The 21,641-nt window shown below is 69.5% G+C and carries 19 protein-coding genes and 1 tRNA gene; 16 read left to right on the forward strand and 4 right to left on the reverse strand.

Going from position 1 to position 21,641, the window contains the following annotated elements; genetic code table 11:
• Positions 1-18: 18 nt before the first annotated feature.
• Genes IFU11_RS11570 through IFU11_RS11580 form a run of 3 tightly spaced genes read left to right on the forward strand, consistent with a single transcriptional unit; the run spans position 19 to position 3,094 of the window.
• Positions 19-441, forward strand: coding sequence for a PLD nuclease N-terminal domain-containing protein (locus IFU11_RS11570; RefSeq protein ID WP_085514031.1), 423 nt, complete (start codon positions 19-21; stop codon positions 439-441).
• On the forward strand, positions 438-2,174 hold the full coding sequence (gene menD / locus IFU11_RS11575) for a 2-succinyl-5-enolpyruvyl-6-hydroxy-3-cyclohexene-1-carboxylic-acid synthase (RefSeq protein ID WP_192019027.1): 1,737 nt from the start codon (positions 438-440) through the stop codon (positions 2,172-2,174). Before IFU11_RS11570 ends, menD begins: the two co-directional genes overlap by 4 nt.
• 56 nt (positions 2,175-2,230) lie before the next feature.
• Positions 2,231-3,094 (forward strand): polyphosphate kinase 2 family protein, encoded by an 864-nt coding sequence (locus IFU11_RS11580; protein WP_191941804.1) that lies wholly within the window; start codon positions 2,231-2,233, stop codon positions 3,092-3,094.
• A gap of 16 nt (positions 3,095-3,110) precedes the next feature.
• Here the strand turns inward: IFU11_RS11580 and IFU11_RS11585 are convergent, their stop codons facing one another.
• Positions 3,111-4,349: an isochorismate synthase gene (locus IFU11_RS11585; protein WP_307783517.1), complete on the reverse strand. Its 1,239-nt coding sequence runs from the start codon at positions 4,347-4,349 to the stop codon at positions 3,111-3,113.
• An 88-nt stretch (positions 4,350-4,437) separates the two neighbouring features.
• A complete protein-coding gene (locus tag IFU11_RS11590) occupies positions 4,438-5,280 on the reverse strand; it encodes a helix-turn-helix transcriptional regulator (RefSeq protein ID WP_192019028.1) in 843 nt (280 codons plus the stop codon).
• A 101-nt stretch (positions 5,281-5,381) separates the two neighbouring features.
• On the opposite strand from IFU11_RS11590, the gene IFU11_RS11595 reads away from it, so the two are divergent.
• The 8 genes from IFU11_RS11595 to IFU11_RS11630 all read left to right on the forward strand — a co-directional run bounded on the left by IFU11_RS11595 (position 5,382) and on the right by IFU11_RS11630 (position 14,012).
• A complete protein-coding gene (locus IFU11_RS11595; RefSeq protein ID WP_192019029.1) occupies positions 5,382-6,062 on the forward strand; it encodes an SDR family NAD(P)-dependent oxidoreductase in 681 nt (226 codons plus the stop codon).
• A 63-nt stretch (positions 6,063-6,125) separates the two neighbouring features.
• Positions 6,126-6,830, forward strand: coding sequence for a demethylmenaquinone methyltransferase (locus IFU11_RS11600; RefSeq protein ID WP_192019030.1), 705 nt, complete (start codon positions 6,126-6,128; stop codon positions 6,828-6,830).
• A 150-nt stretch (positions 6,831-6,980) separates the two neighbouring features.
• A complete protein-coding gene (locus IFU11_RS11605; RefSeq protein WP_085514037.1) occupies positions 6,981-8,540 on the forward strand; it encodes an APC family permease in 1,560 nt (519 codons plus the stop codon).
• Between the two features lie 109 nt (positions 8,541-8,649).
• A complete protein-coding gene (locus tag IFU11_RS11610) occupies positions 8,650-9,087 on the forward strand; it encodes a hypothetical protein (RefSeq protein WP_138945198.1) in 438 nt (145 codons plus the stop codon).
• Positions 9,088-9,189: 102 nt separating this feature from the next.
• Positions 9,190-10,251 carry a polyprenyl synthetase family protein gene (locus IFU11_RS11615; protein ID WP_371742771.1) on the forward strand — a complete coding sequence of 354 codons (1,062 nt, stop codon included), beginning with the start codon at positions 9,190-9,192 and terminating at the stop codon, positions 10,249-10,251.
• A gap of 112 nt (positions 10,252-10,363) precedes the next feature.
• On the forward strand, positions 10,364-11,749 hold the full coding sequence (locus IFU11_RS11620) for an FAD-dependent oxidoreductase (protein WP_192019031.1): 1,386 nt from the start codon (positions 10,364-10,366) through the stop codon (positions 11,747-11,749).
• Positions 11,750-11,834: 85 nt separating this feature from the next.
• Entirely contained in the window at positions 11,835-12,902 is a 1,068-nt protein-coding gene (locus IFU11_RS20635) for a hypothetical protein (RefSeq protein WP_192019032.1), read from the forward strand.
• Between the two features lie 72 nt (positions 12,903-12,974).
• On the forward strand, positions 12,975-14,012 hold the full coding sequence (locus IFU11_RS11630; protein WP_192019033.1) for an alpha/beta hydrolase: 1,038 nt from the start codon (positions 12,975-12,977) through the stop codon (positions 14,010-14,012).
• 342 nt (positions 14,013-14,354) lie between these two features.
• On the opposite strand, the gene IFU11_RS11635 is transcribed toward IFU11_RS11630, so the two are convergent.
• Complete coding sequence (locus tag IFU11_RS11635) at positions 14,355-14,843, reverse strand: YajQ family cyclic di-GMP-binding protein (RefSeq protein ID WP_056014685.1); 489 nt, start codon at positions 14,841-14,843, stop codon at positions 14,355-14,357.
• A 53-nt stretch (positions 14,844-14,896) separates the two neighbouring features.
• Between IFU11_RS11635 and IFU11_RS11640 the strand changes: the two genes are divergently transcribed.
• From IFU11_RS11640 to IFU11_RS20785, 5 genes are all read left to right on the forward strand, one after another.
• The gene (locus tag IFU11_RS11640) at positions 14,897-15,661 is read left to right on the forward strand and encodes a lytic transglycosylase domain-containing protein (protein ID WP_192019034.1); all 765 of its coding nucleotides are present in this window, start codon (positions 14,897-14,899) and stop codon (positions 15,659-15,661) included.
• Positions 15,662-15,766: 105 nt separating this feature from the next.
• A tRNA-Tyr gene (locus IFU11_RS11645) sits at positions 15,767-15,848 on the forward strand.
• Positions 15,849-16,256: 408 nt separating this feature from the next.
• Positions 16,257-17,528: an HNH endonuclease signature motif containing protein gene (locus IFU11_RS11650; protein ID WP_192019035.1), complete on the forward strand. Its 1,272-nt coding sequence runs from the start codon at positions 16,257-16,259 to the stop codon at positions 17,526-17,528.
• A gap of 335 nt (positions 17,529-17,863) precedes the next feature.
• Positions 17,864-18,691, forward strand: a complete 828-nt coding sequence (locus tag IFU11_RS11655; protein ID WP_137243950.1) for an inositol monophosphatase family protein — start codon at positions 17,864-17,866, stop codon at positions 18,689-18,691.
• Positions 18,692-18,951: 260 nt separating this feature from the next.
• Positions 18,952-20,154, forward strand: a complete 1,203-nt coding sequence (locus IFU11_RS20785) for a M23 family metallopeptidase (RefSeq protein ID WP_192019036.1) — start codon at positions 18,952-18,954, stop codon at positions 20,152-20,154.
• Positions 20,155-20,632: 478 nt separating this feature from the next.
• Here the strand turns inward: IFU11_RS20785 and rfbB are convergent, their stop codons facing one another.
• The gene (rfbB, locus tag IFU11_RS11665; protein ID WP_071258697.1) at positions 20,633-21,631 is read right to left on the reverse strand and encodes a dTDP-glucose 4,6-dehydratase; all 999 of its coding nucleotides are present in this window, start codon (positions 21,629-21,631) and stop codon (positions 20,633-20,635) included.
• Positions 21,632-21,641: the final 10 nt, after the last annotated feature.

Genomic DNA, 21,641 nt, shown 5'->3' on the forward strand with positions numbered 1-21,641 from the left:
GGCGTTTACGATGGAGACATGGTTCGTCTCTGGATCGGCCTCGCCGTCGCGGCAGTCGTCTTCATCGTGTATTCGGTGGTTGACTGCGCCACGATGCCGCGCGACCGCGTCCGAGGGATCAGCAAGACCTCGTGGATCATCGCCATCCTCCTCCTGCCGGTCATCGGCGGAGTCCTCTGGTGGATCATCGGCCGGGTTCGCGCTCCGAAGGCCGTGCCCCGCGGCTCAGCGCCGGACGACGACCCCGACTTCCTCAAGAAGCTCGACGCCGACCGTGCGCAGACGAAGCGCATCCGCGACCTCGAGGACGAGCTCAACCGCTTCGACGACGAGTCGGGCGACAGCCCGGATGCGACGACGCACGACGACCCCACCCCGGGATCCGACACGCCCGACGACGGTTCCGGCCGCAGACCGCCTGGCGCGCCGAGCGCCTCGTGAACCCGTCCGCCGCTCCCGAGCCCGTCGGCTCGGCTCCCTCGTCGAGCCCGGCCAGCGCGTCCGCGTGGGCACTCCTCGACGCGCTCGTCGCCGTGGGTGTCTCCGACGTCGTCGTCTGCCCAGGTTCCCGGTCGCAGGCGCTCGCGCTCGCCGCTGCCGAGCTGGCGGCCTTTGGACGGATCACCCTGCATGTGCGCATCGACGAGCGGGTCGCCGGCTTCCTCGCCTTGGGCCTCGGCGTCGAGACCGACCGTCCGGCCGTCGTGATCACGACCTCGGGCACGGCGACCGCGAATCTGCATCCGGCGGTCCTCGAGGCGCATCACTCGCGCGTCCCGCTCATCGTCCTCACCGCCGACCGGCCGGCCGAGGCGCATGGCATCCGCGCGAACCAGACGACGAAGCAGGACGACCTCTACGGGTTCGCAGCGCGCCTCGCCGTGGTCGTCGAGGCCCCGACCGGTGACGCCGGTGAGCAGGACGCCGCCCGCGATCTCGCCCAGCGGGCGTACCTCGCAGCGACGGACGTCCTCGATCCGGGCCCGGTGCACCTGAACCTCGCCTTCCGGGAGCCGCTCTCGGGCAGCTTCGACCCGGTCGTCGACGAGGCTGCCCCCGACGTCCTGGACGAGACCGACGCCACCACGGAAGCACCGCGCTACCCCGGGCGACCGCATCTCGTGCTCGAGCGCGGACCCAGGACCCTCGTCGTCGCCGGGCACCACGCCGGCCCGGCCGCCGAGCAGCTCGCGGCGGACGGCGGATGGCCGCTGATCGCGGAGGTGTCGAGCGGATCCCGGTTCGGGCGGAACGTCATCGCCGCCTACCGGGAGCTGCTCCGCGAGGACGATTACCGCGAGGCCGTCGAGCGCGTCGTCGTCTTCGGCCACCCGACCCTCAGTCGCGAGGTCCCGCTCCTGCTCCAGCAGCCGCAGGTCGAGACGATCGTCGTCGCCCCGGCCGGAGCCGAGGTCTACAACCCCGGACGACGGGCCGACCGGATCGTGTCCTCCGTCTCCGTCGAGGCGGGGCCCGCGGATCGCGCTTGGCTCGGAGCCTGGGTCGTCGGATCCCGAGAACGGGTGGTGGACCCCTCGCCTGCAGCCCCCGATCTCGACGGGCTGCACTCGACGACTCCCGCCGAGCGGCTGGCCTCCGTCCGGGCCGAGCTCGACGCCGTCCGCCTCCCGGTCACCCGCGAGGTCCTCGTCGACGCGGTCTGGCGTGCCACCTGGCCGCACGACCGCCTCGTCGTCGGCGCGTCGAGGCTCATCCGCGTGGCCGACGGTCTCGTCCCCGGCCGCAAGATCAGCGTGCACGCCAACCGCGGACTCGCGGGTATCGACGGCACCATCGCCACCGCCACGGGGATCGCGCTGGCGAGCCAGGCCGACGGAGGCCCAGGTGTGACGCGGGTGCTCCTCGGCGACCTCGCCTTCCTCCACGACGTCGGCGCGATGCTCCTGGACGACGGCGTCGCGCCGCGTCTCCAGGTGATCGTCGGCAACGACGGGGGCGGCACCATCTTCGACGCGCTCGAGGTCGCCCAGAGTGCCCCTGGAGCGCTCTTCGACCGCGTCCAGTACACGCCACAGCACGTCCGGCTGGAGTCGCTCGCGACCGCCTACGGGTGGGAGTACCGCTCGGCCCGCACGCGCACGGAACTCGACCAGGCGTTCACCGCGCCGGTGACCGGTCCCGTCCTCATCGAGGTCCCGCTGCCGCGAGCCTGACCCGCCGGTCCTGCCAGGGGTCGACTTCCGAAGCGACCTGCAGCCAGAATGGGCGGATGACGGCATCGAAGCACGCATCGACCTGGACGGCACCACCCCGAGACACGCTGCGCGTGGGGGAGGGGTTCAGCCTCGCCGACGTCGATCCCTCATCGACGCCGGGCTTCGACGGTGACAAGCAGCAGGGCCGGGTCGAGCTCGACACAGGGGTGCCCGCGCTGTCCGAGCTGCAGGAGCGACTCTTCGCGGCGAGCACGCAGGGAGCCCCGGAAGCGGTGCTCCTCGTCCTGCAGGCGATGGACACGGCGGGCAAGGGTGGCATCGTCAAGCACGTCGTCGGCTCGGTCGACCCGCAGGGCGTGCACCACCACGCCTTCAAGAAGCCCACGGAGGAGGAGCGCTCCCACGACTTCCTCTGGCGGGTTGAGCCGCACCTGCCGAAGCCCGGTCAGATCGGCGTCTTCGACCGTTCGCACTACGAGGACGTCCTCATCGGTCGGGTGCGTCAGCTCGCCGAGCCGGACGAGATCGAGCGTCGGTACGGGGCGATCAACGACTTCGAGGCGGGCATCGTCGCGAGCGGGACCCGCATCGTCAAGGTGATGCTGCAGATCAGCGCCGACGAGCAGAAGGAACGGCTCGCCGACCGGCTCGCGCGTCCGGACAAGCACTGGAAGTACAACCCGGGCGATGTGGACGAACGCGAGCTGTGGCCGGCCTATCAGGACGCCTATCAGGTGGCGTTCGAGCGGACGAGCACCGAGGCCGCCCCCTGGTTCGTCGTGCCGGCGGACCGCAAGTGGTACGCGCGCATCGCGGTCCAACGGCTGCTGCTCGACGCCCTCGAGGACATCGATCCGCAGTGGCCGGCGGCCGACTACGACATCGCCGTCGAGCAGGCACGACTCGCGGCGAGCTGAGTCGAGGTTCTTCGGCTCAGCCGAAGGCTTCCACGATCGGACGGAACTTCATCTTCGTCTCGACGAGCTCCGTCGCAGCGTCCGAGTCGGCGACGATGCCACAGCCGGCGTAGGCGGTGATGTCACCGTCCGGCGCGATCTGCGCACAGCGGAGGGCCACCGCCCACTCGCCGTCACCCGAGGCGTCCACCCACCCGACCGGACCGGCGTAGCGACCGCGGTCGAACGGTTCCAGCTCGCGGATGAGGGCGACGGCGTCGCGCGTCGGGGTTCCGGCGACGGCGGCGGTCGGGTGCAGGCCGTCCATGAGGTCGAGCGAGGACGAGCCGTCCGAGAGTCGTCCGTCGATGTCGGTCGCGAGGTGCCAGAGGTTCGGCAACTTGAGGGTGAAGGGGACCTCGCTGCGGCGCAACTGGGGGCTGTGTGCCTGCAGGGCGGTCAGCACCGACTGCACGGCGAACTGGTGCTCACCCTGGTCCTTCGCGCTCGTCATGAGTGCGACGGCCTGGTCGTGGTCGCTCTCGGCGTCGGGACCACGCGAGATCGTGCCGGCGAGGACGCGTGCCGAGACGGCACCCCGATCCACTCGGACGAGCGTCTCCGGGCTCGAGCCGATGAAGCCGTCGACCGCGTAGGTCCAGCAGTCGGGGTAGCCGAGGGCGAGGTCGTGGAGCACTCGGCGGCGGTCCGCTTCCGCGGGGAGGTGCCCGGCCAGGTCGCGTGCGAGCACGACCTTGCTCAGGCCGCCGGCCTGGATGCGGGCGATGGCGCGCTCGGCCGAGTCGAGGTAGCCCTCGCGGCTCTGCACGCCGGGGGTCAGCTGGATGCGGTACTCGGGCCCGTAGGCCGTGGTCACCGGATCGACGTCCTCGGCGCCGTCGCCGAGGGAGACCCGCGTGATGAAGCTCGCGTCGGGGTAACGGCCGATGATCGTGCGCGGCACGATGAGGACGCTCGTCGCGGAGGACTCGTCGTCGAAGGCGAACGTGCCGAACGCGACCAGGCCGGTCCCGGGCCGTCGTACCTCGTCCGTCACCACTGCTGCGGCGCAGACGTCCCGCCAGGCCGCCGCGGCACGCGTGAACCGGTCGGGGCCCGAGAACTCCAGGCGGAGCGCCTCACCAAGTCCGACCAGCCCGTGTCCCTTCCGCACCCAGAGGAGCGGCGAGGTCTGGTCGGCGAACGGGAGGAGCTGGCGCGGGTCGTCGATGGCGACGGTCTGGGCGACCAGTGACGAGGTCAGGGGAATGGTCACCGTTCAACCCTACGCCCGCGCAGGAGGGGTCCCTCCCCGCCGCAGCCCGACGGGTGGAGGCTCGGTCACCGCCTCGTCGGCGGGCCGTTCACCGGCCGGACGTGCCGATCGTCTGCAACCCGGTGACCCCGAGCAGTGCGAGTTTCGCCGCGTCCTCGGTGCCCGGTGCCGCCGTGTACACGACGATGCGCAGGTCGCCGCCCGGCGTGGACAGGACGTCGCAGTCGACGGTGATCGGTCCGACCGGCGTCCGCGTGACCGTCTTCCGGCTCGCCCGGTGCTCCGCGACCCTGGCCTCCGCCCAGCGCCGTTCGAACTCGGGTGACACCGATCGCAGCCGGGCGACGAGTCGTGCGAGCTCGTCGTCCCGCGGGTAGCGCCCGACCGCGGCCCGGAGGTCTGCGGCGAGGTCGCTCGCGAACTCCTCCTCGTGCTGCTCGTCGAAGTCCGTGCCGTCGTGCCCCGCGGTGAAGTGCCGCCACACCAGGTTGCGATCGTCGCCGACGAGGGCGGAGGGGTCGCCGTTCACCGCGGCCCACAGCGGGTTCCAGAGCAGGATGTCGTGGGCGGCGGAGAAGACCGCCAGCGGCACGTCGCCGAGCCGGTCGACGATGCGCTGCACGCCCGGGCCGATGTGCCGGGGGACGACCCCGGGCGGCGGTGGAGCGGCTCCGGCGACCCGGTAGAGGTGGTCGCGCTCCTGATCCGTCAGTCGCAGTGCGACCGCGAGGGCCCGGAGCAGCTGCGGTGACGGATTCCGGGCGCGACCCTGCTCGAGCCTGACGATGTAGTCCACGCTGATGCCGGCGAGGGTGGAGAGCTCCTCGCGGCGCAGGCCGGCCGTCCGTCTTCCCGGGCCGGCGGGGAGACCGGCCTCGGCAGGGGAGACCCGTTCGCGCCAGGCCCGGAGCACACCGGCGAATTCGTCCATCCGGCCATTGTGCCCCCGCAGGCGGTCCGCATCCTGGTACTGCCGGTCCCCCTGTCGACCGGGGCCTGGCGGACCGACCATGCCGGGCGGAGCATGGACCCATGACCACCACACTCATCACCGGGGCCAACAAGAGCCTCGGACTCGAAACCGCACGCCGACTGATCGACGCCGGCCACACCGTCTACGCCGGCATGCGCGACCTGGGCCGCGGCGATGCCGTCGCCGCGCTCGGCGCCCACCCCGTCCAACTCGACGTCACCGATCAGGCGAGCGTCGACGCGGCGCTCGCAGTGCTCCCGGAGCTCGACGTGCTCGTCAACAACGCCGGCGTGCTCGGCACGTCCTTCGGCGTGGACGACCTCACCCCGGAGACGATGCAGGACGTCCTCGACACGAACGTCGTCGGTCTCGTCCGCGTCACCCAGGCGGCGTTGCCCCTCCTGCAGCGTTCGTCCCGACCCGTCATCGTGAACGTCGCGTCGGGGGTGGGATGGCCCCGCTTCCTCACCTCCGAGGGGGCCGACGAGTTCGCGGTGCCGACGATCCCGTACGCCGCGTCGAAGGCGGCCGTCATCACGCTCACCGTGCAGTACGCGAAGAACCTGCCCGGGTTCCGGGTGAACGTGAGCGACCCGGGCTACACGGCGACCGACTTCAACGGACACGGCGGCCATCAGACGGTGACCGAGGGGACGGACGCGACCGTCGCGCTCGCCCTGCTCGGTCCGGACGGTCCCACCGGCGAGTTCCACAACCGGCACGGACGCATCGAATACTGAGCGCGAGCCTGGGAGCCGTGCTCGGACGGCCGGCTCCCAGCGGCGCGGACGTAGGATGGACGGGTGAACCGCGCCGACCTCTCCAAGCAGCCCGAGCAGGTCTCGGCCATGTTCGACGACGTCTCGACGAAGTACGACCGCATGAACGCGGTCCTCTCCGTCGGGAACGACGCCCTGTGGCGCATCGCGACCACTCGTGCGGTCGGTCCGGCCGCCGCTGAGCGCATCCTCGACCTCGCCGCCGGCACGGGCACGTCCTCCGCGGCGCTGGCACGCAACGGTGCGCAGGTCGTGGCCGCCGACTTCTCGCCCGGCATGATCGCCGTGGGCCGCGAGAAGTACGCCGACCGCTCCGACATCCAGTTCGTCGAGGCCGACGCGACCGCACTGCCCTTCGCCGACGAGGAGTTCGACGCCACGACGATCTCCTTCGGCCTCCGCAACGTCGTCCGCCCGAAGGACGCCCTCGCCGAGATGCTCCGGGTCACGAAGCCCGGCGGCCGCATCGTCATCTGCGAGTTCTCCACGCCGACGCTCGCCCCGATGCGCGCCGCCTACAACCTCTACCTCGAGCGGGTCATGCCGCTCGTCGCCGGAGTGGCCTCCTCGAACGCCGAGGCGTACACCTACCTGAACGACTCGATCCGCGCCTGGCCGAGCCAGCCGGAGCTGGCCGCCTGGCTGCGCGAAGCCGGCTACGAGCACGTCGCGTACCGCAACCTCACCGGCGGGATCGTCGCGCTGCACCGGGGACTCAAGCCCGCCTGAGTCTCGTCACCATCGGGGCTCGTCTCGGCATTGTCGAGGGCAGGAACCTGTTGATCCCGTCAGTTCCCGCGAGTCGGCGCGACTGATTCCGTAGTCCGGTCCCGAACGGGAGCATTGACACACGGGTGCGCCCGGCCCTACCGTTCCGTCATGACAGCACAGGACACGGCCCGCGGGTCGCAGCCGGCATCACCCACCGGCGGCAAGGGGCTCGCCACCGGCACCCTCGGTCTCTTCGGCTCCGTGATCATCGGCTTGGCGTCGACCGCGCCGGTGTACTCGCTCGTCGCGACGCTCGGGTTCGTCGTGCTCGCCGTGGGTGCACAGGCGCCGATCGCCTTCATCGTCGCCTTCATCCCGATGCTGTTCATCGCGTTCGCCTACCGCGAGCTGAACCGGGACGTGCCGGACTGCGGCACCACCTTCACCTGGGCGACGAAGGCCTTCGGCCCGGTCACCGGCTGGATCGGCGGGTGGGGCGTCGCGCTCGCCGGCATCGTCGTGCTCGCCAACCTCGCACAGATCGCGGGGCAGTACCTGTGGTTGCTCATCGGTGACGGTTCCCTCGCCTCGAACGTCCCGCTCGTCACCGCGACCGGTGTCGTGTTCATCGCCCTCATGACGTGGGTGTCGTACCGCGGCATCGAACTGGGGGAGCGGATCCAGAACATCCTCCTGGCGGTCCAGTACCTCGCGCTCGTGCTGTTCGCCGTGTTCGCCTTCATCGGAGCGTCGAACGGCACCGCCCCCGACGCGACGCCGATCTCGCTCGACTGGTTCAACCCGTTCGCGTTCACCGATTACCACGGCTTCATCGAGGCGGTGCTGCTCGCACTCTTCATCTACTGGGGTTGGGACACCTGCCTCGCCCTGAACGAGGAGACGAAGGACCCGCAGAAGATCCCGGGCCGCGCGGCGGTCATCTCCACGGTCATCCTGTTGGTCACCTACGTCACCGTCACGGTCGCCGCGATGGTCTACGCCGGACTCGGTACCACGGGCACCGGCCTCGCCAACGAGGACAACGCGAACGACATCTTCCTGGCGCTGAAGGACCTCGTGCTCGGACCGTGGGCGTGGATCCTGGTCGTCGCCGTGCTCATCTCGGCGGTGTCGTCGACGCAGACGACGATCCTCCCGACAGCGCGCGGCACGCTCGCGATGGCGGCCTACAAGGCCCTGCCGAAACGGTTCGCGACCGTGCACCCGACGTTCAAGACGCCGTCCTTCTCGACGCTCGTCATGGGCATCGTCGCCATCGTCTACTACGTCGGCATGACGCTCGTGAGCGAGAACATCCTGGCGGACTCGATCCTCTCCCTCGGACTCGCGATCGCCTTCTACTACGGCATCACCGGGTACGCGTGCGTCTGGTACTTCCGGAAGGTGCTCTTCCGCTCCGCGCAGGACTTCTTCTTCAAGGGCCTCTTCCCGCTCCTCGGGGCGCTCATGCTCACCTTCGCCTTCGTGCAGAGCTGCATCGACATGTTCGACGTCGACTACGGCTACACGGTCCTGTTCGGCGTCGGCGGCACGTTCGTCATCGGTGTCGGTTCGCTGGCCTTCGGTTTCGTGCTCATGCTGCTCTGGTACAGCCGGAAGTCCTCGCGGCCCTTCTTCCGCGGGGAGAGCCTCAACCGCGACACCGAGGTCCTCGTGCCAGACGAGCCGATCGAGTACGGCCGTTCCGTCGACGGCGGTCTCGCCTGACCTCCGGTCCCTGAGCCTCCCTCCGGTCCCTGAGCCTCCCTCCGGTCCCTGAGCCTGTCGAAGGGCGCATCTCCCGGGGTCGTCCAGGCGGGCCGGGCATACTGGTGGGATGTTGGACACCCTGCCAGGCGGCCCGTGGATCTGGGGCATCGCGATCGTCGGTCTCGTGCTCGTCGTCATCCTCCTGAACGCCAGGCGGGCGAAGTCCGCGTTCGCGAAGCCGTACGAGCGCTACGACACCACCGAGATCCCGCCGGACACCCCGGGTACCCGCGAGTTCATCGTGCGAGACGACGCGACCGGTGCGCGGCTCCAGTTCGTGGCGTCCGGGCCGTCGGCCAGGATCGCCCTCGTCGTCGTGCCGCCGAAACACCTCGGGACCGGCGTCGAAGCCGGCCTCTTCCGCGCCGCGTTGCCGACCGCCCAGGGCGTCGACGCCTGGACGTGGCCGCCGCTCAACACCGACGGATATTCGATGCTGCTCGACCTCGCGCACGAGTTCCCGCATCTGGCGTTCTACGACGCTGAGGGTGTGCGACTCCGCTGATTCGAGGCGTGTGGTCCGACCACAGCTGCCAATCGCCTGATCGCACCCGTGGATTCCGGTCCTCCGGCACAGGTGACGGGCTGCCCCGGCTAGGCTAGAGCTGTGAATCCCAGCGCGACCCGCCGTGTCAGCAACCTGGCCAGCCAGGCCGGGCTTGCCGAACGCATGTTCGCGACCGGTGCAGACCGCAAGCTCGCCAAGACCATCGACGACGGCGTGGCCCGCCTCGAGATCGGTCTGGAGGAGCAGCTCGGGTTCACCGACGACCTCGTCGACGTCACCGCACGGTACCTGCTCGAGGCCGGTGGCAAGCGGGTCCGCCCGCTGCTCACGATGCTCATCGCCCAGCTCGGCGACGGCATCACCGACAACGTCCTGCGGGCGGCCGAGGCGATCGAGATCACCCACCTCGGCTCGCTCTACCACGACGACGTCATGGACGACGCCGACAAGCGTCGCGGCGTCCCCAGCGCCCACCAGGTGTTCGGCAACAACACCGCCATCCTCACCGGCGACCTGCTGTTCGCCCGTGCCAGCCAGATCATGGCCGACCTCGGCGAGCGGGCGATCCGGATCCAGGCCGCCACGTTCGAGCGCCTCGTGCTGGGGCAGCTGCACGAGACCACCGGCCCTCGCGAGGGTCAGGACGAGGTCGAGCACTACATCCAGGTCCTCGCCGACAAGACCGGGTCGCTCATCGCCGCCGCAGCCCGGAGCGGCATCATCTTCTCCAACGCCCCCGAGGTGTACGAGAGCGCGGTCGTCGAGTTCGGCGAGAAGGTCGGCATCGCCTTCCAGCTCATCGACGACGTCATCGACCTGTCGCCGCAACCCGAGGAGACCGGCAAGGTCCCCGGCACCGATCTGCGGGCCGGCGTCGTCACCCTCCCCATGCTCTACCTGCGCCGCGAGGCGGTCGCCGACCCCGAGGCAGCAGCGCTCGTCGCTCGCCTCGACGCCGAGGTCACGGAGACGGACCACGACCCCGTCCGGTTCGCCGCGCTCGTCGCCACCCTGCGCGACCACGCCGTGACCGCACGGACCTTCGCCGAGGCCCGGCAGTGGGCCGACGAAGCGATCGCGGCACTGGCACCGCTGCCCGACGGCTCGGTCAAGAAGGCGCTCGTGCACTTCGCGAAGGCGATCGTCGACCGAAGGAGTTGATGGCGGCGCCGCTCCACCGGAGCGGCACGGCATCCCAGACGCGCATGCATGACGGCCGGAGCGCTCAACCGGCCGCACCCGGAACCCCGCAGGGGACACGAAAGGAACCACCGTGACCAAGCTCAGGCTGGCCATCGTCGGCGCAGGACCCGCAGGCATCTACGCGGCGGACATCCTCCTGAAGGCGGAACGGAAGTTCGACGTCTCCATCGACCTCTTCGAGCAGCTTCCGGCCCCGTACGGCCTGGTCCGCTACGGCGTCGCGCCCGACCACCCGCGTATCAAGGGGATCATCAACGCGCTCCGCGACGTCCTCGACCGAGGCGACATCCGGATTTTCGGCAACGTCCGCTTCGGCGTCGACATCACGCTCGACGACCTCAAGCACCACTACAACGCCGTGATCTTCTCCACGGGTGCCGTCGAGGACGCCCCGCTCGACATCCCGGGCATCGACCTCGACGGGTCGTACGGTGCCGCCGAGTTCGTGAGCTGGTTCGACGGACACCCCGACGTCCCCCGCACCTGGCCGCTCGAGGCGGAGTCGATCGCCGTGATCGGCAACGGCAACGTCGCGCTCGACGTCGCTCGGATGCTCGCGAAGCACCCGGAGGACCTGCTCCCGACCGAGATCCCGGCCAATGTCCACGAGGGGCTGCAGCAGTCGCCTGTGACCGACGTGCACGTCTTCGGGCGTCGCGGGCCCGCACAGGTGAAGTTCACGCCGCTGGAGCTCCGCGAACTCGGGGAACTCAACGACGTCGACATGATCCTCGCCGACGAGGACTTCGACTACGACGACGCGTCGAAGGCGGCGGTGGCGAGCAACAAGCAGGTCATGGTCATCGACCGAGTCCTGCAGCAGTGGCGCAAGCGCGAGACCGGTCAGGCCTCCCGCCGCCTGCATCTGCACTTCTACGCGAAGCCGCTCGAGGTCGTCGACGACGGTTCCGGCAAGGTCGCCGCCTTCCGGTACGAGCGGACGAGACCAGACGGACAGGGCGGGGTCGAGGGCACGGGTGAGATCCGCGAGGTCCCGATCCAGGCGCTCTACCGCGCGGTGGGGTACTTCGGAAGCCCACTGCCCGACGTGCCCTTCGACTCGCGGCACGGCGTCATCCCCAACCACGAGGGCAAGGTCCTCCACCCCGAGAGCAACGAGCGTGTCCCGGGCGTCTACGCGACCGGGTGGATCAAGCGTGGTCCGGTCGGCCTCATCGGCCACACGAAGTCGGACGCGATGGAGACCATCAGCCACGTCATCAACGACCAGGCGGACTGGTGGGCGCCCGCCGAACCCGAGGAGGAGGCCGTCGTCGCGCTGCTCGAGTCGCGTGGCGTCGCCTACACGGACCTCGAGGGCTGGCACCTCCTCGACCAGCACGAGATCGCGCTCGGCGAACCACAGGGTCGCGCCCGCATCAAGGTGGTGCCGCGTGAGGAGATGGTGGCGATCTCGCGTGCGCAGCCGTCGGGCACCGGGACACCGTCCGCCTGAGCAGCCCGCGATCCCGCCGATCGCCCCGCGTCAAGCCGCTCGACGGAACCCGGTTCCGACGGGCGTCGGTCACTATGCTGGACGGATGACCGACCCCAACGCGCCCCAGAACGTCCCGTCGGAGCAGCCGACGTCCGTACCGCCGTCCGAGCCGCCGGCATTCGTCGCCGACGGCCAGCAGCAGCAACAGCAGCAGCCGCGCTACGGCGAGATGCACCCGGACCCCGTGCAGCAGCAGTGGGACCAGACGGGTCAGCAGACCCCGGCCCCGCAGCAGGGTGGCCAGTGGGGCCAGCCGCAGACCGGTGAGCAGGCGGGCCAGTGGGGTCAGCCGCAGCAGGGCCAGTACGGCCAGCCGCAGCAGCCGGGCCAGCCGCAGCACACCGGCCAGTACGGTCAGGACACGGGGCAGTACGGCCAGCCGCAGCAGACCGGTCAGTACGGAGCCCCCCAGGGCCAGTACGGACAGCCGCAGCAGGGGCAGTACGGTCAGCCGCAGCAGTACGCGCAGCCTCAGCAGAAGGCGCCGAACCCCCGTGCACGCGAGACGCGTCTCGCGCTCGTGTCGGTCGGGATCGCAGCGGGTATCGCCGCGGCCGTCGCACTGGTGAGCCTCATCGGGTCCTTCTTCAGCATCTCGGAGTACTACCCCGTCGGCGACGTCCTGTTGAGCTTTGGCGCGAATCTCGTGAACATCGCCCTCTGGGGTGCGGGAGCGGCTCTCATCCTCATCATGGTCCGTCCGCTCACGCGGGTCCGCACCGCCCGCGACCTGATCCAGTCGGTGGGCATCGCCGCGGCCGTCGGCACGGGCGTCATGCTGCTCATCGTGCTCATCGTCACCATCGTGCGCGGCGTCGTCGAGCAGTACGGCACGCCGGCGTTCTTCGTCAATCAGGGCTTCCTCTCGCCGATCCTCTACGGGGTCACCCTCGCGGGCTTCCTCACGATCGGCGCCGTGCTCGTGACGCGGTTCGTCGCTCCCGAGGGACTCGCCGACGCCCCGCACGAGCAGCACAGTGGTCAGCAGCACGGTCAGCAGTTCCTGCAGGGTCAGCACGAGCAGCAGGGGCCGCAGCAGCACGGTCAGCCGCAGCAGCCCTACGGACAGCAGCCGCAGGCACCGCAGCAGCACAACCCGTACCAGCAGTAGTCGGAGGCCGGATGGTCGGCGCATGAGCCCGACCATCCGGCCCTCGATCACCCGTCACGGTAACGTGGCCGTATGGCCGGATCTCGCGGGTGGACCGCCGACATCCTCGGCGAGGGTTTCCAGCAGCGCACGCTGGCCCTCGAACCGGATGACGAGGGCGACGTCGTCGCGACCCTCGTCCGCTACCGCATGCCGCCCCTCGAGCAGCTCGGTGAGTTCCTGCTGCCCGACGTCGCGGACGGCATCGACGTCCTGTACGTCCACGGCTGGTCCGACTACTTCTTCCAACGTCATCTGGCTCGATTCTGGGCCAGGCTCGGTGCGCGGTTCTACGCGCTCGACCTGCGCAAGTACGGCCGGAGTCTCCGTCCGCACCAGACGCCGGGATACGTCGACGACCTCCGCACCTACGACGAGGACATCGAGGCCGCGCTCGCGGTGATGGGGCACGGCCCCGAGGACCACGCTGCCGGGCGTCGGACCCGCCGCCGACTCGTCCTCCTCGGTCACTCGACCGGCGGGCTCACCCTGAGTCTCTGGACGGCCCGGAACCAGGATCGCGTCGCCGGTCTCGTGCTGAACAGTCCGTGGCTCGAATTCCAGGCGAGGCAGCTCGGGCGGCTCGCGATCGCCCCGCTCGTCCAAGCCGGATCGCGGATCGACCCGCGTGCGCAGCTCCCCGTCGTCGACCTCGGGTTCTACACCCGCTCCGTGTCGAGCACGATGGACGGGGCATGGGACTACGACTTCGCCTGGCGTCCGCTCCACGGCTTCCCATTGCATCCGGGGTGGTTGAACGCGATCCTGCGAGGGCATCGGCTCGTCGACGCGGGCCTGCAGCTGCGTGTGCCGGCACTCACGCTGTTGTCGGCGCGGAGCGTCCTGCTGCCGCGGTGGAACGAGGCGATGATGCGGAGTGACACGGCGCTCGACGTCGACGCGGTCGCGGAACGCGCACTCGACCTCGGCGAGACCGTCACGATCGTGCGCCTCGACGGCGCGCTGCACGACGTCTTCCTGTCCGAGGAGCCCGTCCGACAGCGCGCGTTCGAGCAGATCGTCGCGTGGGGACGTGGCTACCTCACGAAGCCGCCGACCGCCGACCGCTAGCGTTCAGCGGGCGGGAGGTTACGTCGCGAGCCCATCGGACGTCGCGGATCCGGTCGCCCGGCGGCGAGCCAGTCGGCGTAGCTGTGATTCGCGCCGATCGTGCACCAGCACGGGACACCGACCTCCTGGCCGGCGCGCGAGGTCCGGAAGAGTTCGAGATGCGACCCGTCCGCGGGTCTGTGGTGATCCACTGCTCCACTCCAACCATCGAGCCCGCTCGTGCGGGTACGGTTCGTCCGGCACTGTGCCGAACGGGAGCACGCTGGATCGGGTGCTCCGGTGAAGAGAGTGGTGCGGAGGTCGATCATGACGCGATCGAGGCGATCGACCGCGTCCGACCAGCTAGCGGTAGTTGACGAACTGGAGGTCGATGTCGAGGTCGGCGCCCTTGAGCAGCGCCATGGTGGCCTGGAGATCGTCACGGCTCTTCGACGAGACACGGAGCTCGTCGCCCTGGATCTGCGACTTGACCGACTTCGGGCCCTCGTCGCGGATGAGCTTGTTGGCCTTCTTCGCGATCTCCTGGCTGATGCCCTCCTTGAGGGTCGCCTCGATCCGGTACTCCTTGCCGCTCGCGAACGGGTCGCCGACCTCGAGGCTCTTGAGCGAGATGCCGCGCTTGATGAGCTTCGACTCGAAGACGTCGAGGATCGCCTTCACGCGCTCCTCGGTGTTCGCCTTCATGAGGATCTTCTCGCCGCTCCAGGCGATCGATGCACCGACGTTCTTGAAGTCGTACCGCTGCTCGACCTCCTTGTGCGCCTGGTTGAGGGCGTTGTCCGCCTCCATCTTGTCGACCTTGCTCACGACGTCAAACGATGAATCTGCCATGTGGACCATGGTAGCGCCGGTGTCGCTCAGGCAGGTGTGGTTGGGTGGGTGCGATGCGCAGCCCGGTGAAGCAGGACCAGCGGACCATCGTCGGACGACGAGGGGCGCTCGCCGGAGCGACCCTGGTGATCGGTGTGCTCGTGTTGAGCGGTTGCGCTCCCGAGCCGGACCCCGTCCCGTATGCGGTTCCCGTCGAGCTCCCGCCGAAGAGCGACGCCCCTGACGGCGGCGTCGCGAACGTCGACCTCGCCGATCCCCAGTGGATCACCGAGGTCGCCGAGGCGAGTGGCATCCCCGAGCGCGCCCTGCGTTCCTATGCCGGTGCCGCCATCCGCAAGGCCGAGCTGACGCCGGAGTGCGGCATCGGCTGGACGACGATCGCGGCCGTCGGGTTCGCCGAGAGCGACCACGGTCGCCACGACGGCTCGAAGCTCGGCGAGGACGGCGTCGTGACGCCGCCGATCTTCGGTGTGCCGCTGAAGGGTGGCGAGACCGAGGAGATCACCGACACCGACCAGGGGGTCATCGACGGCGACCCCGTCCACGATCGTGCCGTCGGGCCGTTCCAGTTCATTCCGCAGTCGTGGGAGAACTGGGGGACCGATGCGAGTGGTGACGGCGTGCTCGACCCGCAGAACCTCGACGACGCGGCCATGGCGGCCGCGAACTACCTCTGCCGGGCGAGTGACTACGACATGCGGACGGAGGATGGTTGGCTGACCGGGATCCGGGCGTACAACTCATCACCCGAGTACCTTCGGCGGGTCGCCGCCGCGGCGAACGAGTACGCCGAAGCCGCGCCGTCCGACAAGCGCTGAGCGGCCCGGTGACGGATGCCGATGCTGATTTCGCGTCCGGCGGTCTGACGGCTATATTGGTCAAGCGCTTTCGGTTGGCTGTTCGAAAGTCGGTCGGGCGCGCTTGGCGAGTTACCCTAGCGGCCAAAGGGATCTGACTGTAAATCAGACGGCTCAGCCTTCGGGGGTTCGAATCCCTCACTCGCCACGGACAAATCGCCTCATCCTCGGATGGGGCGATTTTTCGTCGTGCCGGAGAGTCGGGCGGGAGTGGACTGCCGGTCCCTGAGCTGCGTCGCACTGAGCCTGTCGAAGTGTCGCAGTGCCCACGGAGTACCCCACGGACCCGGGATGCCTCCTCCGGACCCTGACCACCCCTCTCCGGTCCCTGAGCAACCCTCTCCGGTCCCTGAGCTTGTCGAAGGGTGCACGGAGAACCCCGCCAATCCGGCATGCCTCCTCCGGTCCCTGAGCTTGTCGAAGGGCACACGGAAAACACCGCCAATCCGGCCGACCTTCACCGGTCCCTGAGCTTGTCGAAGGGCACACGAGGAGACTTCCACAGCCGACACAACTCAGCATCTGGAATGTCAGTGGTCCATGGTGGACTTGGGTCATGACCGAGGCCACCCTCACCGCGATCCGCGCGAGCGACGAATACGCCGCGCGTCTCGCGGAGTTCTCGGATCACTACGCGGACATCCAGCGGCGTCGCGCCAACCTGGACGCCGAGGAGGCCCGACTCCTTGCTCGATCTGCCGCCTACGCCGACGCGTTCGCCGACGCCACGGTCCAGGCGATCTTCCCGTCCGCTGAGCGGCAGGCGCTCTCCCGCCGCTCCACCTGCGCAGCCCTCGCGATGGCGACCCGAACGCCCGAGCAGACGGTCCAGCGGGCGACGAACGACGCCGAGCGGCTCGTGAACGACGCGCCTGCCGTGCTCGCGTCGCTTGAGGCCGGCCGCATCTCGGTCCGGCACGCGCAGACGATCGTCGACCAACTCAGTGACGTGCCTACAGCAGGGCGGGCAGTGTTCCTCGTCGAAGTCCTAGCGGTCGCGGAAGAGTCCACCAACGCAAGCCTCCGGAGGCGCGCCCGCGTCCTGCGCGAGCGACTCCACCCCGAGTCGATCACCGCACGCGCCCGGCGGTCCGAGGCGGACCGTCGGGTGGAGTTCGAGCCAGCGGCAGACGGCATGGCCTGGGTGCATCTCTTCACCACGGCACCGATCGCGCAGGGCGTCGTCGAGCGGGTCGAGGCTGCAGCCACGGAATCGCGCAATGCGGGTGACACCCGCACCTGCGCCCAGCTGCAGGCCGACGCCCTTGCAGCGCTGGCGCTCACCGGCGTGACCCCGGAAGACGTGATGTTCAGCCCGGTCCTCCCGCACCCGATCGAAGTGCAGGAGCACATCAAGCCGACCGTGCAGATCACGGTGCCGGCACTGAGCATGGCCGGCGTCTCCGACGCCCCGGCCACCCTCGACGGGTACGGGCCGATCGACCCGGAGACCGCAGCCCGTATCACGGTGAACGCACCCAGCTTCACCCGGATCCTCGTCCAGCCCGAGACCGGCGCGTTGCTCTCCGTCGGGCGGAATCAGTACCGAGTTCCGGCCGACCTGCAACGGGCAGTGCGCCTCCGGGACGCCACCTGTCGGGCGCCCGGTTGCGGTCGACGCGCCAGGGCTTGCGACCTCGATCACTCGGTCGCGTGGGAAGAGGGCGGGACCACGGATGTCGGGAACCTTGCCTGTCTCTGCCGACATCACCACCGGATGAAACACCTCCCCGGATGGAACCTCGACCACGGTCCAGGCGGGGTCCTCGAGTGGACGACACCCGACGGGAAGCGCCATCGGACGGAACCGGACCCCGCGCCGTTCTGACCTCCGCCGGTCCCAGAGCCTGTCGAAGGGTTTCTCGTGGGCACTTCGACAGGCTCAGTGACCGGGACAGGTGTGCCCGGAACGATGAGGCATCCTCGTGCGCACTTCGACAGGCTCAGTGACCGGGGGGAGGTGTGCCCGGAACGATGAGGCGTCCTCGTGCGCACTTCGACAGGCTCAGTGACCGGGAGGGGTGTGCCCGGGAGATGCCGGTCCCTGAGCTTGTCGAAGGGCACTCGGGTTGCGCTGCCTCGGTGAGCGGGGAGAGGGAAGTCCGGAAGGCTTCGGTCCCTGAGCATGTCGAAGGGCGGCAGGGGTCGCCATAGGGTGGTGGGGTGACCGGACACGAAGAACTCCTCCAGATCGCCACCGACATCGCCGCTGAGGCCGGCGAGCTGATCCTGCGCCGACGCCGTGAGGGCGTCGAGATCGCCGCGAGCAAGTCGTCGGTCGAGGACGTCGTGACCCGAGCCGACCGCGAGTCCGAGCAGTTCATCCGCGAGCGCCTCCTCGCAGCACGACCAGACGACGGATTCCTCGGCGAGGAGACCGGCGCGGAGGGCGGAGCGACGGGGACCTCCGGCCTGACCTGGGTCGTCGACCCCATCGACGGCACCGTCAACTACCTCTACGACATCCCCGCCTACGCCGTCAGCATCGGCGTCGTCGAAGGCGAACCGGACCCGGCCACCTGGACCGCCCTCGCCGGAGCCGTGGTGAACCCGGTCCTGGGGGAGCGCTACACCGCCTCCCGCGGCGGTGGAGCACGACTGAACGGCCGCGCACTCGAGGTCAACCGAGGCGTCGCCCCGAACGTGGCGCTGCTCGGCACCGGCTTCTCCTACACCGCCTCGCGGCGCATGGAACAGGCTGCCGTGCTCGGCGCCCTCCTCGGAACCTTCCGCGACGTCCGTCGGATCGGCTCCGCCGCACTCGACCTCTGCAGCGTCGCGTCCGGCCGTCTCGACGCCTACTACGAGAGCGGCCTGAAGCCGTGGGACCAGGTCGCAGGCGCGCTCATCGCCGCCGAGGCGGGCGCGACGGTCGCCGGCTTCGACGGTGCTCCGGCCACCACACAGCTCATCATGGCCGCCGATGCGCCGCTGCTCGCGGTCCTCGAACGGCTCCTCGTCGAGCAGGGCTTCGCGACGCCGATCGGGTGAAACTCCGTGCGCGCTGCCGCGGCTCGCGGTAACGCTCCGGCGGCGACTCGTTCATAAGAGAACTCTCATATGGCCTCTGACCAGGACTTTATCGGATAAAACCGAGCACTGCCATGGCTTTTTCAGCCTCCCGTTGCTAGCATTTATGCATTCGTTACCTTCGCGTTCCCCCGCGCGGATGGACGTCGAGACCTTCCTGCCAGCCCCATTGAAAGGCCCCCGCCCCCTTGTCACGCCATGCCAGCCCTGAGGACACCCCTGTGCTTCCCGACCCTCAGGACCCGCAGAACACGTCTGTCGAGAACGACGCTGCATCCCTGCAGACACCGCCGCTCAGCCGCCGTGAACTCCGCGAACGTGAGCGTCAGGCGGCGGCCGCTCTGGAGCACCAGGAGTCCGTGCTGCAGGACCCGACGCACGAGGCCAGCGCCGACCAGGAGGAGACGGCCGCGGCCATCGATCCGGTCGACCAGATGATCGCGGAGGCGATCGACGCCGTGCACACCACCGACGTCGCTGACGTCGCGCCGGTCGAGGCAGAGCCGCTCATCACCGAACCGGCCGTGGCTTCCGACTCCGCTCCGGCCACCGAGTCCATCACCGTGACGGTCGACGCGTCCACGGTCGACGCCCCCCGTGCGCGCCGAGCCCCTGCACCGAAGCCGGCCTCGAAGCCTCGCGCATCGTCCCGCCCGGCTGCCGCACCAGCCTCGCCCCGCCCGACGACGATCGCGCGCAAGCGTCGCATCACCACCAAGATCTTCGCGGGTGCCGCGATGGGCTTCGTCGCCCTCATGGCCGTGGCCACCTCGGTGCCCGCCAACGCGCTGCTCACCGCTGAAGACGTCGCGACGTCGGTGGCCGAGGCCTCGCAGGCCGAGCTCGGCGATGGCAACGGGCTGAGCAACCAGGCCTCGCAGTCGCTCGACAGCGAGGGTTCGGCAGAGCTGACCTTCACCCGCGACGACTACACGACGAGCACCGTCGAGGAAGCCGCCGCCGCGATGGGCATCCGCCCGGCGAACACCTTCACGAACAACCCGAACGGGACCATCCAGTGGCCGTTCGCGGTCGGGGTCACCATCGGCGACCGCTTCGGTGCCCGCGACTGCGCCGGGTGCTCCAGCGACCACCACGGCCAGGACTTCAACCCCGGCAACGGCGCGCCCATCCAGGTCATCGCCGACGGCGTCGTCCGCCACGTCGAAGACGGTGAAGGCTCGCTCGGCGTCAACGTCATCGTCGACCACACCATCAACGGCCGCCTCGTCTCGAGCGTCTACGCGCACATGCAGCACGGCTCGGTCCGCGTCGTCGAGGGGCAGGCGATCAAGGTCGGCACCATCCTTGGCCTCACCGGCAGCACGGGCATGTCCACGGGCCCGCACCTCCACTTCGAGATCCGACTCGACGGCGTCACCTGGGTCGACCCGCTCGAGTGGCTCTACGCGAACGTCGACTGACGCCGCGCAACCCGAACGCTTCGACTGCCTCGCCCGACTCCGGGCGGGGCAGTCTTGTGTCACCCCGAGGGCGGGTGCCCTTCGACAGGCTCAGGGACCGGGGTTGGGGCTTCAGGGACCGTGAGGGTTCTCCGGGGCGGGGATGGGGCCCTCGTGGTGCGGGGTACTTCCTTCGGTCACTGAGCTTGTCGAAGTGCCCACGGGGTGCGTCGCCCTTCGACAGGCTCAGGGACCGGGGTTGGGGCTCAGGGACCGGTGGTGGGCGTCCGGGGTTGGGGATGGGGTCCTCGTGGTGCGGGGTACTTCCTTCGGTCACTGAGCTTGTCGAAGTGCCCACGGGGTGCGTCGCCCTTCGACAGGCTCAGGGACCGCGGTTGGGGCTCAGGGACCCGGGTCTTGAGGCTCAAGGCGCCGGGCACGGAACGACGAAGGCCCGCCCGGCTGCTGCCGGACGGGCCTTCGTGACGGTGTCGGAGGGTTACTGACCCTGCTCCTGGTACTTCGCCTCGGTGGCGGCCTTCTGCGGCTTCCACCACGACTCGTTGTCGCGGTACCAGGCGATCGTGTCGGCGAGGCCGGCCTCGAAGTCGCTGAACGCCGGGGTCCAGCCGAGCTCCGTGCGCAGCTTCGACGAGTCGATCGCGTAGCGGAGGTCGTGGCCGGGACGGTCGTTCACGTGGTCGTAGGCGTCCGCCGGCTGACCGAGCTGGGTGAGGATGAGCTCGACGACGTCCTTGTTGTTCTTCTCGCCGTCGGCACCGATGAGGTACGTCTCGCCGATGACCCCCTTGTCGAGGATCGTGAGGACGGCGGACGAGTGGTCGTTCGCGTGGATCCAGTCGCGCACGTTCTCGCCCGTGCCGTACAGCTTCGGGCGCTCACCGCCGAGCACGTTCGTGATCTGGCGCGGGATGAACTTCTCCACGTGCTGGTACGGACCGTAGTTGTTCGAGCAGTTCGAGATCGTTGCCTTGACGCCGAAGGAACGCACCCACGCGCGGACGAGGAGGTCGCTGCCGGCCTTCGTCGAGGAGTACGGGCTCGACGGGTTGTACGGCGTCTGCTCGGTGAAGCGCTCCGGGTCGTCGAGTTCGAGGTCGCCGTAGACCTCGTCGGTCGAGATGTGGTGGAACCGCGTCCCGTGCTTGCGAGCCGCCTCGAGCAGCGTGTACGTGCCGATGATGTTCGTGTCGAGGAACGGGCGCGGGTCATGCAGGGAGTTGTCGTTGTGCGACTCCGCCGCGTAGTGCACGACGGCGTCGTGACGGGCGAAGAGCTCGTCGACGAGCGTCGCGTCCTGGATGTCGCCGACGACGAGCTCGAAACGATCGGCCGGGAGGCCGTCGAGTGAGGCGCGGTTGCCCGCGTAGGTCATCTTGTCGAGGACGGTCACCGAGTGATCGGTGTTGTTCAGGACGTAGTGGACGAAGTTCGAGCCGATGAATCCGGCGCCGCCGGTAACGAGAAGTCTGGACACGGTAGACGAG

This window comes from Plantibacter sp. CFBP 8804 (genome assembly GCF_014841225.1).
GTDB lineage: Bacteria > Actinomycetota > Actinomycetes > Actinomycetales > Microbacteriaceae > Plantibacter > Plantibacter auratus.